We start from the raw sequence: 13,827 nt of genomic DNA, 5'->3' as shown, positions 1-13,827 counted from the left end.
ATGTGTTAAGTAATTTGCTAAAACTATAAATAGAAAGGATGCGAGTGTAGCGCGAATGGAAATACACGTGAATTATGTGCTACTAAATTATTAGGGTTAATGGAGTAACATGCAATATATCGACTATTATAATTCAATTAAAGATAAGGTTCTAAAAGAGCTTACTTTTAATGAACTAGCATTTGTTCATCTAAATGCTCGAGACTATAACGACATAAAGCATGGACAAATACAATCTGTTCTTCCTTTAGTTATAGGAGAGATCAGGCACGCTAAATTTTATAGATATTCTCAGAATTTTCTACCCCTTGCTTCAGCATTCACTGTTTTAGATCAGCTTGGTTTTTGTTATTCAAGAAGTGATATCCCTACTTATAGTGACATTAATGCAAGCTCAATAAAAAAGTCTCTATATTATTTTTGTGGTTTTTCTGAGAATGATAGAGATACAAAAACATTATATGCATTAAGAAATTCATTTTTGCATACGGCATCATGTTTATCGAAAGCTGAACGACCTAACCAACCAAATCATAGTTTCGTATTTGATAAAAATTCAGATGATTTGATAAAGTATCCAGACATACCATGGGATGGTGATTTTAATAACCTAAATAACAGCATGTCTACGATTGTCAATCCTGTGATGTTGGTAGACTTAATTGAAGCTTCGGTTGAAAATGCACTTAAATACTTATATGACGGAAGTTTGGTAGTATCTTGTGATAGTGGGAGAGCCGAGTTTTACTATCGTTTCCTTAAGTTCTATTCTGAAAAAATCTAGCATAAACAATCAATATGAACGGTTTTAAAGCACTTAAAGTAAACCTGCTCTTGCTGCTATTAATTAGCTCACGGAAGTCTTATGGAGGATATCGAGTTTAAAGTTTTAAAGTCTTTTCTCGTTGAGTCTAAGAGCCATCGCTGGATTCAGGAAATGTATTAAAAATAGTTGCTCCTGAAAGAGGTGGTGGCTACGAAACAATGAAAATACTCCATGCTTATGTTAAAGGCGAACTTAAAGGAGCTTTAACTGGATATGACATAACTAAAAATAATGTAGTTTGCCCAATAAAAGATTTGATCCCGTTATGCTCTAATTACTACTCAGTCGCGCATAGGAAGAGCCTTCCGTACACAATAGAGGAAATTAAAAGTATGAACGCTAATTAACCATGCTTTCGAGTTTTGCTAGTCAGGTTTTTTCAGTATTTTAGAAAAGTATGGAAGTAGCTGAAAATAAGATCGCAAGCGGATATTAGTAACGTTTAGATTGCTAATTTTACTCAATCAAAGAGTTTTTATCGAGCCTTACAATGCCAATGATCATCGTGTTTAGTGCAGGCTTGTTTTGTGGGCTTGGCTTTTACGATCACAATGTTGGGAGAGTTGTGCTCAGTTACTAAAGCAGGCGTAACTACTTTAACGACTTTTTTATGTGGTTTATGCGCACTGGGACCATGTTGATATACTGTGCAGCCGCTCATAATAAGCGCGGTCGTCATTACTAAAACTACTTTTAAAGATAAGTTCATGTTTATTAGTCCTATGTAGCTTAACACAAAGCCTAGGATAAACTTTTTTTTGTATAGTGCTGTAAGCAAACGTAAGGATATTGTAAAGGTGACTTATATGGCTTTTGACGTCTATTTAACTAATTAATAAGTACATTGGTACTGCGTTAAATACGCCAATACCAATGCTTACAATATTGAGTTTAGAGCTCAGAGCTTAGTCCACTGAGTTCAAACTTATAAATCGCTGCGCCAACCCATACCAGACTCTTCCATTAAACGCTCGTACACGCCTTCTATGTTAAGTGGTAACCATGCATCAAACTGTTTAAAGTCACTAAATTGGTCTAATTTTACATTTTGTTTAATTTCGTCAAGCGTATTACCGGCTAAAACGCCTGCGGTTACTTGGCTATACAAAAGCTCTAAATAACTTAAGTAACGCGCTACATCTGCTTTACTGCCAATATCGGCATGTCCGCCTACAAAAGTATTAAAGTCATATTTGAGTACCGCTTGAGTTGAGTTAATCATGCCTTGAATATCGTAACTCCACAGTTTTTGCCACGGCATTCTGCCAATAACAATCCAATCAACCACAAACAAGGTTTTTTGCTTTTCGAATAATATACTAACCGAACCACGACCATCGTTTGGACCATGGTAGTTAAGCTTTACTGTTGAATCACCAAGGGTAAGTAGTAGCTCGTTATCAAAAGTAAGGCTGGGCATTACCGTTTTCATTTGTGTGTTTTTAATATCTTGCGCGGCGAGTTTATGCGCCACAAAAGTGGTGTGCGGGCTTTTGAATACTTCGGCGCCGTAAATATGATCGCTGTGATTATGGCTATATACAACATATTTTACCGGTACGTTATAGCGAGTTTTAATTTGCTCCTTTAACCACGTGGCGGCTTTTTTATTAAGTGGGTCGGTAACTATTGCACCCTCAGGAGTGATTAAAAATACTGAGCGGTGTCTGTCGTCTATAAAGCGGTGTAAGCCATCTCCTAAGTCTTCTATTTCATAGGCTTGTGTGGCAAAGCCTATAAACAATAGGGCTGTGGTTAATAGTTTTTGTAGCAAGCGGGGCATACACCATTCCTTTTTAAATTGATTAAATTAATAACGCTATTAAAAGAAGAAAGCATTAAGCAGTAAAAAATTTCAGCTATTGGTTAAATTAAAGCTTAAGCTTAAGTAAAAGGATCAAATATAAGGATGAAATAAAAAGCCATTATAAAAATGGCTTTAGATAGCTTGGTTGGGTTTATCTTTGCGTTAGTTGTTGGTTTATTTCTTCAAAGATGCTGGCATCATCTATGGTTGAAGGTATTTGTAGCTCTTCGCCATCGACTAGTTGGCGCAAATTTTTACGCAGTATTTTACCCGAGCGAGTTTTAGGTAACCTATCTACGCTAACTATATTTTTAAGGCACGCAATAGCGCCAATCTGATTACGAACACTTAAAACAAGCGCTTGTTCTACGTCGGTACTTGAGCCCATAAAATCATTTTTAAGCACGATCATTCCCATAGGAAGTTGCCCCTTTAGAGGATCGTTCACACCAAAAACAGCGCATTCAGCAACAGCAGGGTGCGCGGCTACTATCTCTTCCATTTCGCCGGTAGAAAGCCTATGGCCTGCTACATTTATAACGTCGTCGGTTCTGCCCATAATAAATAGGTAGCCGTCTTCATCAATATAACCACCATCGCCAGATAAATAATAACCCTCGTATTCATTTAGGTAGCTTGCTTTAAAGCGCGGGGTATCTTGCCAAATTGTTGGTAGGCAACCCGGTGGAAGTGGCAGTTTAATTACCACGGCGCCTTGCTCGTTAGCTGCGCATTCATTGCCATCCATATCTAATATCCGCACGTCAAAACCTGGAGTAGGCACGGTAGAGCTGCCAGGTTTTATTGCTAAGTACTCAAGCCCTACAGGGTTACAAGCAATAGCCCAGCCGGTTTCTGTTTGCCACCAATGATCGAGCACTGGCAGTTTGGTTTTTTCTTTAAGCCACTCATAAGTGGGAGGATCTAACCGCTCGCCAGCTAAAAATAAACGTTTTAAGCTTGAGGTATCGTATTGATTAAAGCCATCGGCATTGGGATCTTCTTTTTTGATTGCTCTAAAGGCGGTGGGGGCACTAAATAATGCATTTACTTTATATTCTTCTACCACGCGCCAAAATGCACTAGCATCGGGCGTTTTAACGGGTTTACCTTCATATAATACGGTCGCGCAGCGATACATTAGCGGTGCGTAAACTATATAAGAGTGCCCAACTACCCAGCCAATGTCAGACGCTGCCCAAAATACGTCGCCGGGCTTCATACCATAAACGGTTGCCATGCTGTATTGCATTGCCACTGCGTGACCGCCATTTTCGCGTACTACGCCTTTGGGTGTGCCTGTCGTGCCTGAGGTATATAAAATATAAAGCGGATCATCTCCATTTACAGGCACCGGATCTGCGCTTGCAGCCGTTTGCATTGCCTGAGTCCAATCTATGTCTCGTTTAGGCTTAAGAGTGGCGGTTACTTGTGGACGCTGATAAATAACGCAGTGTTCTACTTTGTGCGCAGCTAAGTCTATTGCGTTATCAATAAGTGGTTGGTATTCAATAACGCTGTTTACTTCAACACCGCATGAGGCGCTAAGTATAAGTTTGGGCTTGGCATCATCAATGCGTACAGCTAATTCGTGTGCAGCAAACCCACCAAATACCACCGAATGAATAGCACCAAGACGAGCGCACGCCAACATACCAATAACAGCTTGTGGGATCATTGGCATATAAATAACAACGCGGTCGCCTTTTGTAACACCTAACGATTGTATTACGCCTGCAAATCTAGCAACTTCTTGTTGTAGTTGTGAGTAGCTATAAGTTTGCTTTGTATTAGTGACTGGGGAGTCGTAAATCAGTGCAGTTTGCTCGCCAAATCCGGCAATAACGTGTTGGTCTAGTGCTAAAAAACTGGTGTTTAATTGCCCGTCACTAAACCAATGGTAAAGCCCGTCGTCGTCTTGTGTGTATGCTTTTGTGGGGGGGTTATACCACGGAATATTTTTACTTTGTTCGAGCCAAAATTGGGCTGGGTTTTGTTTAAAACCATTATATTGCTGTTTATATTTGCCTGACATGTAAGGCTCCTAAAACTAAATTTGTGTGTGAGAGACCTTACAAAATGTAGGCTTTTTTTAGCAAGCAAGCTATTCGACCTTGGTCGGCTAAAAGTTAATCAATACACTGGTTTTAAAAATACAAAATTGACAACATAAAGCGTGTGGTTCAGCATGGCGGGCAGTAAAAATAAGAGAAAATACGATATGAGTAACGTAGTAAGAGTAGGGGTTGCGGTTATCATAAAGCATCAAAACACAATTTTACTAGGTGAGCGCATTGGCGCGCATGGTGCTAATACATGGGCAACACCTGGTGGACATTTAGAGTTTGGTGAAAGTGTTGAACAATGTGCAATACGAGAAGTGTTTGAAGAAACAGGTTTAAAGGTAAGTAAAGTTACTAAGCTTGATTTTACCAATGATATTTTTACAGCAGAGAACAAACACTATATTACGTTGTATGTAAAAGCTGATTTTGAAGGCGGAGAGCCTGAGCTTAAAGAGCCTAATAAATGTTTAAAGTGGCGCTGGTGCGATATTAATAATCTACCAACGCCATTGTTTACATCACTAAAAAATTACTTATCTGAGGCTGTACTAGCCTAGTTATTTTGTTGGCGGTGTCGCTGGGCTTAACTCTAGTTTACTAAAGCTTACTTGAGCGTAATCGCCATTTTGTTTATCTGTAGTCCAATCGCCAGTGCCTAAACAACCTGGGTACCAAATACCTTTAGCGCTCTTAGTGCTACATTGGTTATAAGCGCCGGCTTTAAAGTAATGCCAATCTGCAGCGTAACCATGTGGATGGTCTTTTTCGTCCACTTTGCCATAAGCATCTACGTTATTACCTAAGTTAATAGAGTAGTTAACGTCTTCTTTGCCTTGTGCGCTAAATGTAAGGTGCATAACATTTTTATACACATTTACCGTGTAGCTAAATTCTTCACCTAGTGCAATACCGGCACTGCCAGGCTCGTTAGGGTTTTCCCATGTATTACCCCAAACTGGGTAAGTAATGTCTTTACGGTCAGGATTGGTTTTAGGTAAGTTACGTTCGTAGTTCCAAAAAACTGAGCCTGTTTTATGCCCTGGCCATTTTTTGTAATATATTTTAAGTGGCTCATTGCCCCAGCCATAACCAAGCTTGGTATCAATAAGTGCCTGATCTTTACCTGCGTGAATTTGCCCTACAACAACCGAGTAAGCCGCTTTTTTATCAGGATCAGTCGCACGTAGCGCAACGTGATCTACTTTTAACGTTGCTTCCATCTTTCCACCAACAGAGCCAAATCGTTCAGATAGCGGGTGAACAGCTAAAGCAAAGTTGTTTTTAGAGTGTTTAGTTTTAATTTTAGTATTTGATCCACGGATCATTTGTCTAAGTTCACTACGGGTATTAGTAGAGTTAGCACTTGTAAGCGCTTTATTAGGGGAGGTAAATACCATGTAGCCTTTATCATCAAGATAGAAAAAATCAGGGTGTGCGTAAGTCTGAATTTCTTCTACATCTATTTCATCAATTTTACCGTCGTTGTTTAAATCAACTGGTACATTTATTTTCCAGTGTGATAAATCAAACTTTGTTGCAGGTACCGGCGCATCGCTTTGCTGATTAGTGCTTTGGGTACTTGAACAAGCCGTAAAAAGTAGAGGTGTGATAACGGCTAAAGCCGTAAGTTTAAATGTGGATGTATTTTTTATCATTATTGTCTCTGTGTGATGAAGTAAAAATTGCGCGGTACAGGCGTCGCTTAACTTCAATCTAACATACCAATTTAAAAATTAAAACTTACCAATTTGTAGTTTTTTATAATTAATTGTTATTTTAATGACGGTGTTTTGGTTAACCAATAGGGTTGGTTAACGTTATTATGTTATTTAAAATTGTTAAACAGAGGTGTTTTTCATCATATTTGGTAGCGCTTGATGTTTGCTAATATACTTATTTAAATAGGTTTAATTTATAGAAGGAGGAAGAGGGAGTTGCCACTTTTTTAAAATGGCTTGGTATTCGCCACTTACTTTTATAGTTTTTAATGCCTGCGAGATTAAGTTTGCTGTTTTATCGTCAAGCTGATTATTAGCAGCAAAATAGAGTATTGAAGGAAAATCAGCTAAATGAAGTCGTTTAGTTATTAAGTCTGGGTCGAGCCCTGACATTTTTAGTTCATTATCTAAGGTGAGTGTATTCATAAGGACAAAGTCAGTTCTACCCTTATAAAGCATTTGCCATGCCTGCTGATAATAACTAGCTAGTATTAAATTTTTATCTTCTTCAAACCCCATCTTTATTAAATATTTGGCACTCAAATATCCACGAATAGTGCCTACTTTATAAAATTTTGCATGATTTAAATGAGTTACTTCGTCTTTATGGCTTTTTAAACTAACTAGGTAGGCATCAGTAAAGTATACCGCTCCTAACCATTTAAACTGACTTTGCCTAGCGGGAGTTTTTAATAAAGAGAGCATAATTGTGTTTGGATTAGCTGCTAGCTGATGAAAGGCTCGTGCCATTGGCATTATTTCAAATTTAGCTTGTAGCTTTGCTTCTCTTAAAACAGCCTTAGCAATATCAACGGAAGCTCCGTCAGCTTCACCGCTTTTGTTTTTAAAATGGTAAGGGTGTAAATCTTCGGCAATAAAAGTAAGAGAGCTTACTGCCCTTACATTACTGCAAAAAATAAAAACGAAAATGAAAACTACAACACGCAGATACATAAGAGAATCTTTCTAACTACAATACTTTGAGTTTAAAGGGTCTTGTCTGAAATATATACTCAAATGTATAAAATAAGTAAATGAATAGGTATGTAGAGAGTCTATTGCATAATTAAAGAAGTGAAAATTGAACGTGTATTGAGTAAAGTTTTATATACCCACAAGCGCTGTAAAAATAATTGAGCCCTTGTGGGTATATGCAATGATTAAAAGTAGTATTGAATTGCAAATTTAGCCGATGTACTACTTGTATACCAATGTTGGTTTTTAAGTTCAGTACGTATAGATAAATTACGTGATAAGGAGTAATTCCACTTTATTGCAAAGTCACTGTGTTTATCTGCTTGGCCATCTATTAACCATGTTATGTTTGCTGTAAGAGCGAGTTTATGACTGTTATTTATTTGCCATATTGCACCAGCTTCACTACCAATGCCTGTTGTTAGGTTGTCTGTTATGTCACCATTATTAAATTCAACTTGGCCAAGTAAATAGCCGTGTAACGTGTTTGGGTTACCGATTGATTTTCCGTATCCACCTTTAGCAAACCAACGACCTTGTTGAATATTATTATTAGGCTGACGATCAAAGCCCATTTTAAAGTTCCAAGACCAGCTATCAAACACGCGGTTATCGGGTGCAAGTGACATAGCATCTAATAAATAAAAATGCTCAAGTCGCGTGTTACCCTTATCGCTTATGGCTCCTTCAATATCAAAAAAGCTAATTTGAGCACCAGGAATAAATCCAGCTGAGCTATCTAATAAATCATGGTATGCAAGGCGATACGCAAAGCTTGTTAAGTCACTTTGATGGGCATACTCAGTTCTTCCAAGCGTTACTTTAGAAGAGCCATGACCTTGCTCTGGAGAAGCAATAGGACGACTTGGCTTAGTAAATGGCGAAGCTACTTTATATTTGCTGCGCATTAGTAGTAGCTTAGTTAGTCGCGGTGCAATTTCTTCACGCTTTAATGCTTTATCGTAAAATTCAAAATTTAACCATTCATACGCCATTTCTAATATTGCGACTAATTGCGACTGTGAGTAATTACGAGTATTGAGGGAGCCACCTTGCATTAACTCTCTTGCATCATCAAGTTGCTCGTTAGTCATTTGAGTAGAGTAATGGTAAAGCTTAGTGCCAAAAGCAGGGCGGTAATTAGGTGTTTGTAGTAAGTTGTTGTTTCTTAGTATTGCAACGGTATCTGATGGAATAGCTTGCATATTAAATGACGATGTTAAATCAAGGTTCTCTTGTGCGAGTTGTAATAATGCAAGTAATTGGTAGGAGCAGTTTTCATCAATAAAAAAGTAATCAAATGTAGCTGATTGTAGCTCCCATAAGTGCAATAAAATAAGCTCTACTTGTGGCTCAGATAAGTTAAGTTTGTATTCCCAAATATCACGAGATTCTAAATCATTATATTCGCGTACTTTTTTATAGTACGGCATAAGCGAAAATTTACCAGGATAGCTGCCAATCAGGCCTTTTAGTGCGTACATAGCTGCATTGTCTGAGCCGTTTGGTTCTGCTGCAAAATTAACTGCGAATGCGAGCAACTCTTTATGGCGGGTCTGATCTTTTGCATCAATACGAAGTAAGGTGTGACCAAACATTGATGATGGGCTATTCATAAATGCAGTAGGAAAAACTAACGTAACCCCTTTTGGGTTTATTATTTTTTGCCACGCCTGAAGCTCTGGGCAATTAAGCGCGGGCCAGTTATTTTTAATTTTTGTTTTTAGCCATTTATAGCGTGCTGGAAACCGACAGTGAGATTGTGTTGTTTTTGGGTCAGTATTTTTACCACTAAATGCGGCTATAGTGGCTTCAAGTTCGTCCAGTGGACTTGTTTTACCTATAGGAGATAAAAAAAACTCAGCACTATCTACTTCACTTTTCCAACCACCTAATGTGGCCCCACGGTAATGACCTAATTTGAACCAGTAAGGGTCGGTTGCTAAGGTGTCATTTTTAAAACTTTGAGCGTTTACGTAAGTACTAAACAGCGCAATTGATAAAACAAAGAATATTTTTTTCATAATCACTAAACAATAAAAGCCGCTAGAGAAATACTCCAGCGGCTTTATTTATACGTATAAAACCGGCTAATTTAGCTGATTAAGAAAGAGTATAAGAAGCAAGTTGTGCGTTACTTGCAAGAACAGTGTTTAGGTTTTCTAAAACTGTTTGCGAAGTTACGTTTTCAGAAGTAAATACTGAAGAAAACTGTGCTTGAGCAAGCGCGTTGAATGCTGCTTTATCTTGATCTGCAACACCCCAAGCTTCAGCTAGAGTAGCTAAAGTTTCGCCTTCACCTTTTGACATATCACGAGCAAGTTGCTCCATGTTACCGTCGATGAATAAAGCAATTTTTTCTGAAGACGTTACTGTACCAGTACCATCACAACCTAAAGTACCAAAAGTGATACCAAAAGTTTGGTTACCAGAAGTACCGTTTGTTGTAGCGCCTAAAATTTTAACGCCTTTACCTTGCTGACCTGCAAATAACATAGAACCAAGACCACAACCAATATCTTGGTCAGCCATAGCATTTGAGAAAGGTAGTAAAGATAGTGCAGCTACTGCGATTAGTTTTTTCATTTTCATAAATCCATATATGATTGTCTTTATTTAGGGTAAATAAAGTTCGCGAAAGATTCTAACAGACTTGCAGAGAAAAAGAACAGCTTAAAACATGAATATTTTACACTCTAATTTCTCTACTATATTAAAGCGAATGCAGGGAGAAACTAGACCAGTTCAATAATTTTTTATTGAACTGGTGGTGGTTTTTTACTTCTTGGGGCACCTAACAAAATACAGGTATGGCAAATACATACAGATAAAAATGCACTAATACCTAGTGCACCACCGTAGCCGTCAAGTTTTGGTACAAGAAATTCAAATAATATTGAAAACAAAACAGATGAGCTTGCTACCGTATAAATACCAAAACGATGCGGGGCGCTCATGCCAATAAATGTACCGCCAAAAAATATAATCGCGTATAAATCGGGGTTTAAATCCAATGCGCTAAAAATTAAGTAAGCAATAATAGAAAGTGAAGAGGATGCTCTTATACCATCAAAGCGACTATGTTTAGCTAAGTAAAACGTTAAAAAAGCACCAAGCAGTACAAGTAATGGGTATTCAATACTCATAGTACGATTCCTTTAGCTAATACAAAAAGTGCCACGCTTGCAAAAGCGACACTGCCAAGTTTGCCACCAAAGCCTGTAAACATATTCATAGTAAGCACATACAAACTTGAGCCAATAAGCGAAATAATAGCAATTTCCCAGTAACTGGTAATTAAATGGGTTGAACACATACCGGCAAAACTACCAGCATAAATTGCAGCATAAGGATGGTTTTTATAACACGCAGGAAAAGGAATAAAAGAGCCAATAAGCCCCGTTAGCGCGGCAGAAATTACTAAAGGCAGTGCAAAAGTAGTGTGCATAGCAAAGCAAGCTACAAAGCCTAAAAAGAAAGTAATGAATTTTAAAAGTAAGAATTTAATCATAGCGGCGCATTTTAAACTAATCCTTTTGCGCTTTCTAATACTCTCTAACAAATAAATGTTATAAGTAATTACACATTTAAAAAGCGTGTTTTTTAAACGACTCTTAGGTATTAAATATGCTTAATAGCGTTGCTGTTAATGTTCTATAAATCACAAATTATGTATAATGGCGATAATTTAATGTATTAAAGTGTTAACCAAGGGTTATTTATGTCTAACTGTTTGCATCTGGCTATTCCGGCTGGCGATTTAAAAGTGGCTAAAGCGTTTTATTGTGACGTACTAGGCTGTAAAACGGGTAATAGTGAAGAAGGTCGCTGGGTAGATATAGATTTTTGGGGCAATGAACTTACCTTACACCAAAGCGTTGAGCGCCTACCAACAGTTCGCCATGATGTTGATATGGGAGCCGTAGCAGTACCTCACTTTGGTATTCACTTATCTGAAGATGAATTTAACGGGTTAAAAACACGTATTGAAGATGCGGGTATTGAATACCTAGATAAACCATACCGCCGTTTTATTGGTGATGAGTTTGAGCAAGAAACGTTTTTTATTGAAGATCCAAATGGCAATGTGCTTGAAATGAAAACCATGGTAAACCCAGAGGTTTTATTTAAAAAAGTATAGTTTTTCACTCGTACTATTTAAAGCCACTTTTATAGTGGCTTTTTTGTGGGCTAGCTATGTAACTGAGTTAATACTTCGCTAGGTGTTTTATTAAAGTGGCGTTTAAATTCGCGGCTAAATTGCGATGGGCTGGTATAGCCAACCTTTAATGCAGCTTCGTTGGCTTTACTTCCACTAGTGGTTATAAGTTCTTTAGCCTTAGCTAAGCGTACTTTTTTTAAATACTGTAGAGGGGATTCAAACGTTACTTGCCTAAAAGCACGATGAAACGACGATACGCTCATGTTTACATCTTCAGCTAACCCTTCAACCGTAATTTGATTGGCATAACTACTGTGCATAGTTGAGAGCGTGCGGGCGATACGTGCATAATGCCCATCATGCATAGCAAGCCCTATTAAAGTATGTCCTTGTGGACCACAAAGTACGCGATATACCAATTCTTTTACTATATCCTCGCCAAAAATGTCAGCCTCAATGGGGTTATTTAAAACAGCTAATAACCGGTGAGTAACGAGCTCCATTGCTGTATCTAAAGTTGCCGACTGTACTGCGCCAATTTGTGCAGAAGACGATGATGCTGAAAGAGGCTTATGCTGCATTATTTGATTAACGAGTTTGTGTAGCATTGCAGGGTTTATATCTATGGCAATGCCCATAACGGGTAAGTCGTTATCAGTAAATGCTTCACACTCTAATGGCACCGGTACGCCAAGGACTAAGTAGTCGCCTGCGCCGTATTTTATTTGATGTTCAGGAAAGTGAATTATTTTATGACCTTGCCCAACAATAATAATACCTGAGTTATATATAAGCGGCTGGCGCGGCGAGCTTTTAGTTGCTCGATGAAAATACACGCCTGGAATGATAGTTTCCATGGTGCCTTCAAAGCTGAGTAATTGATTATGCTCGGCGTATTGTTGCAACATATTGGCTATGGTGGGCATAAAAGGCATCTTTAATTGAGTGTATTTTACGTAAAATAACAATGTTGATAGTTTTAGGCAAGCTTTTGCGAGTAATTGGGCTTTTTTTATGTTTGTTTTGCTACTAATATGCACTCATTGAAATTTGGCTTAGCTAGTAACTAAGCATTCTATTTAGTATTTAACCGTCACCTAGGAGCAAAATAATGAAATTTAGCTACGTAAATCCAACTCTTATCCAATTCGGTCAGCAACAAATTGCGGCACTATCTGATTTGATCGCAAAAGATCAAAAAGTACTTGTAGTGTACGGCGGCGGTTCAATTAAAAAGAACGGCGTGTACGACCAAGTTGCAGCAGCACTTGAAGGCTTTGACTGGGTTGAGTTTTCGGGCGTTGGCGCTAACCCAACAATTGAAGTGCTAGACCAAGCAGTAAAAATTTGTAAAGAACAAGACATCGACTTTGTATTAGGCGTAGGCGGCGGTTCAGTAATCGACGGCGTTAAATACATTGCCGCATCAGCCGTTTATGATGGCGAAGGTTGGGATATTCCTACTGGTAAGCATACTATTACTAGCGCATTACCAATCGGTGCAATATTAACATTGCCAGCAACGGGTTCTGAATCTAACCAAAACTCAGTTGTGAGCAAAGAAGCAACGAAGCAAAAACTACCGTTTGCATCACCAGAAGTACTTCCTAAATTTGCGATTATGGACCCTGATGTAATGAAAACATTACCGCAGCGCCAACTTGTGAATGGTTTAGTAGATGCATGGGTTCACACCTGTGAGCAGTACCTAACATTCCCTGAAACAGCATTAGTTCAAGAAGGTTACGCTGAAGCACTTTTAAGAACGCTTAAAACTTTAGGTAATAACTTTGAAAACCAAGATGACGCATGGCGTGCAAACCTTATGTGGGCTGCTAACCAAGCACTTAATGGTTTAATTGGTTCTGGTGTATCGCAAGATTGGGCAACACATATGATTGGCCACGAGCTTACAGCGGCTTACGGTGTTGATCATGCACGTTCACTTGCTATTGTTCAGCCTTCTTTATTACGTAACCAATTTGCAGTTAAAAAAGCAAAGCTTGAGCAAATGGGTAAAAACGTATTTGGTCTTGAGCAATCTGAAGACTTAGCAGAGAAAACAATTGCAGCAATTGAAGCGTTTTACCACAGCCTCGACGTAGCGACCCAGCTTACTGAACATGGCGATGATAAAGCCGCTGCTATTGACAATATTATTGGCAAACTTGAAGCTCACGGCATGGTTGCTCTTGGTGAAAACCAAGCTATTACGCTTAAAGAAAGCCGCGAAATTTTAGAGCAAGCGGTTGCTTAATTTTCAAAGCTAAGCG

The 13,827-nt window shown here is 38.4% G+C and carries 14 protein-coding genes; 4 read left to right on the top strand and 10 right to left on the bottom strand.

Annotation, left to right across the window (positions count from 1 at the left end; all coding sequences use genetic code 11):
• Positions 1-109: 109 nt before the first annotated feature.
• A complete protein-coding gene (locus H5117_RS12480) occupies positions 110-784 on the top strand; it encodes a hypothetical protein (protein ID WP_182738153.1) in 675 nt (224 codons plus the stop codon).
• 517 nt (positions 785-1,301) lie between these two features.
• On the opposite strand, the gene H5117_RS12475 is transcribed toward H5117_RS12480, so the two are convergent.
• From H5117_RS12475 to H5117_RS12465, 3 genes are all read right to left on the bottom strand, one after another.
• Entirely contained in the window at positions 1,302-1,535 is a 234-nt protein-coding gene (locus H5117_RS12475) for a hypothetical protein (RefSeq protein ID WP_182696147.1), read from the bottom strand.
• Between the two features lie 216 nt (positions 1,536-1,751).
• On the bottom strand, positions 1,752-2,609 hold the full coding sequence (locus H5117_RS12470; RefSeq protein WP_182696148.1) for an MBL fold metallo-hydrolase: 858 nt from the start codon (positions 2,607-2,609) through the stop codon (positions 1,752-1,754).
• A gap of 175 nt (positions 2,610-2,784) precedes the next feature.
• On the bottom strand, positions 2,785-4,668 hold the full coding sequence (locus H5117_RS12465) for a propionyl-CoA synthetase (RefSeq protein WP_182738152.1): 1,884 nt from the start codon (positions 4,666-4,668) through the stop codon (positions 2,785-2,787).
• A gap of 186 nt (positions 4,669-4,854) precedes the next feature.
• Here H5117_RS12465 and H5117_RS12460 point away from each other — a divergent pair, with 186 nt between their 5' ends.
• The gene (locus H5117_RS12460; RefSeq protein WP_024596686.1) at positions 4,855-5,256 is read left to right on the top strand and encodes an NUDIX hydrolase; all 402 of its coding nucleotides are present in this window, start codon (positions 4,855-4,857) and stop codon (positions 5,254-5,256) included.
• Here the strand turns inward: H5117_RS12460 and H5117_RS12455 are convergent, their stop codons facing one another.
• The 6 genes from H5117_RS12455 to H5117_RS12430 all read right to left on the bottom strand — a co-directional run bounded on the left by H5117_RS12455 (position 5,257) and on the right by H5117_RS12430 (position 10,840).
• Complete coding sequence (locus tag H5117_RS12455; RefSeq protein ID WP_182738150.1) at positions 5,257-6,354, bottom strand: polysaccharide lyase family 7 protein; 1,098 nt, start codon at positions 6,352-6,354, stop codon at positions 5,257-5,259.
• A 252-nt stretch (positions 6,355-6,606) separates the two neighbouring features.
• Entirely contained in the window at positions 6,607-7,371 is a 765-nt protein-coding gene (locus tag H5117_RS12450) for an ABC transporter substrate-binding protein (RefSeq protein ID WP_024596684.1), read from the bottom strand.
• A gap of 206 nt (positions 7,372-7,577) precedes the next feature.
• Positions 7,578-9,416, bottom strand: a complete 1,839-nt coding sequence (locus H5117_RS12445) for a DUF4105 domain-containing protein (protein WP_182738147.1) — start codon at positions 9,414-9,416, stop codon at positions 7,578-7,580.
• A 79-nt stretch (positions 9,417-9,495) separates the two neighbouring features.
• Positions 9,496-9,978, bottom strand: coding sequence for a DUF3015 domain-containing protein (locus H5117_RS12440; RefSeq protein WP_002962856.1), 483 nt, complete (start codon positions 9,976-9,978; stop codon positions 9,496-9,498).
• A 170-nt stretch (positions 9,979-10,148) separates the two neighbouring features.
• Positions 10,149-10,538, bottom strand: coding sequence for a hypothetical protein (locus H5117_RS12435; RefSeq protein ID WP_182737267.1), 390 nt, complete (start codon positions 10,536-10,538; stop codon positions 10,149-10,151).
• Positions 10,535-10,840, bottom strand: a complete 306-nt coding sequence (locus H5117_RS12430) for a hypothetical protein (protein ID WP_182738196.1) — start codon at positions 10,838-10,840, stop codon at positions 10,535-10,537. Before H5117_RS12430 ends, H5117_RS12435 begins: the two co-directional genes overlap by 4 nt.
• Positions 10,841-11,113: 273 nt before the next feature.
• On the opposite strand from H5117_RS12430, the gene H5117_RS12425 reads away from it, so the two are divergent.
• Positions 11,114-11,533 (top strand): VOC family protein, encoded by a 420-nt coding sequence (locus tag H5117_RS12425; protein WP_010554617.1) that lies wholly within the window; start codon positions 11,114-11,116, stop codon positions 11,531-11,533.
• A gap of 50 nt (positions 11,534-11,583) precedes the next feature.
• Here H5117_RS12425 and H5117_RS12420 read toward each other — a convergent pair whose 3' ends face one another.
• On the bottom strand, positions 11,584-12,480 hold the full coding sequence (locus tag H5117_RS12420; RefSeq protein ID WP_182696153.1) for an AraC family transcriptional regulator: 897 nt from the start codon (positions 12,478-12,480) through the stop codon (positions 11,584-11,586).
• Positions 12,481-12,665: 185 nt separating this feature from the next.
• Between H5117_RS12420 and H5117_RS12415 the strand changes: the two genes are divergently transcribed.
• Positions 12,666-13,811, top strand: a complete 1,146-nt coding sequence (locus tag H5117_RS12415) for an iron-containing alcohol dehydrogenase (RefSeq protein ID WP_182738145.1) — start codon at positions 12,666-12,668, stop codon at positions 13,809-13,811.
• The last annotated feature ends 16 nt before the right edge of the window (positions 13,812-13,827 follow it).

Origin of the sequence: Pseudoalteromonas sp. SG45-1 (assembly GCF_014164135.1) — a bacterium.
Lineage (GTDB): Bacteria > Pseudomonadota > Gammaproteobacteria > Enterobacterales > Alteromonadaceae > Pseudoalteromonas > Pseudoalteromonas distincta.
Note: the sequence above shows the minus strand (reverse complement) of the source record. Positions and strands in the feature narration are given on the sequence as shown.

Bases quoted from the DNA above. Each gene is read 5' to 3' on its own strand.
- H5117_RS12425 (WP_010554617.1), top strand. From the start codon at position 11,114: ATGTCTAACTGTTTGCATCTGGCTATTCCGGCTGGCGATTTAAAAGTG.
- H5117_RS12460 (WP_024596686.1), top strand. From the start codon at position 4,855: ATGAGTAACGTAGTAAGAGTAGGGGTTGCGGTTATCATAAAGCATCAA.
- H5117_RS12415 (WP_182738145.1), top strand. From the start codon at position 12,666: ATGAAATTTAGCTACGTAAATCCAACTCTTATCCAATTCGGTCAGCAA.
- H5117_RS12475 (WP_182696147.1), bottom strand. From the start codon at position 1,535: ATGAACTTATCTTTAAAAGTAGTTTTAGTAATGACGACCGCGCTTATT.
- H5117_RS12435 (WP_182737267.1), bottom strand. From the start codon at position 10,538: ATGAGTATTGAATACCCATTACTTGTACTGCTTGGTGCTTTTTTAACG.
- H5117_RS12455 (WP_182738150.1), bottom strand. From the start codon at position 6,354: ATGATAAAAAATACATCCACATTTAAACTTACGGCTTTAGCCGTTATC.
- H5117_RS12465 (WP_182738152.1), bottom strand. From the start codon at position 4,668: ATGTCAGGCAAATATAAACAGCAATATAATGGTTTTAAACAAAACCCA.
- H5117_RS12420 (WP_182696153.1), bottom strand. From the start codon at position 12,480: ATGCCCACCATAGCCAATATGTTGCAACAATACGCCGAGCATAATCAA.
- H5117_RS12470 (WP_182696148.1), bottom strand. From the start codon at position 2,609: ATGCCCCGCTTGCTACAAAAACTATTAACCACAGCCCTATTGTTTATA.
- H5117_RS12430 (WP_182738196.1), bottom strand. From the start codon at position 10,840: ATGCACACTACTTTTGCACTGCCTTTAGTAATTTCTGCCGCGCTAACG.
- H5117_RS12480 (WP_182738153.1), top strand. From the start codon at position 110: ATGCAATATATCGACTATTATAATTCAATTAAAGATAAGGTTCTAAAA.
- H5117_RS12450 (WP_024596684.1), bottom strand. From the start codon at position 7,371: ATGTATCTGCGTGTTGTAGTTTTCATTTTCGTTTTTATTTTTTGCAGT.
- H5117_RS12445 (WP_182738147.1), bottom strand. From the start codon at position 9,416: ATGAAAAAAATATTCTTTGTTTTATCAATTGCGCTGTTTAGTACTTAC.
- H5117_RS12440 (WP_002962856.1), bottom strand. From the start codon at position 9,978: ATGAAAAAACTAATCGCAGTAGCTGCACTATCTTTACTACCTTTCTCA.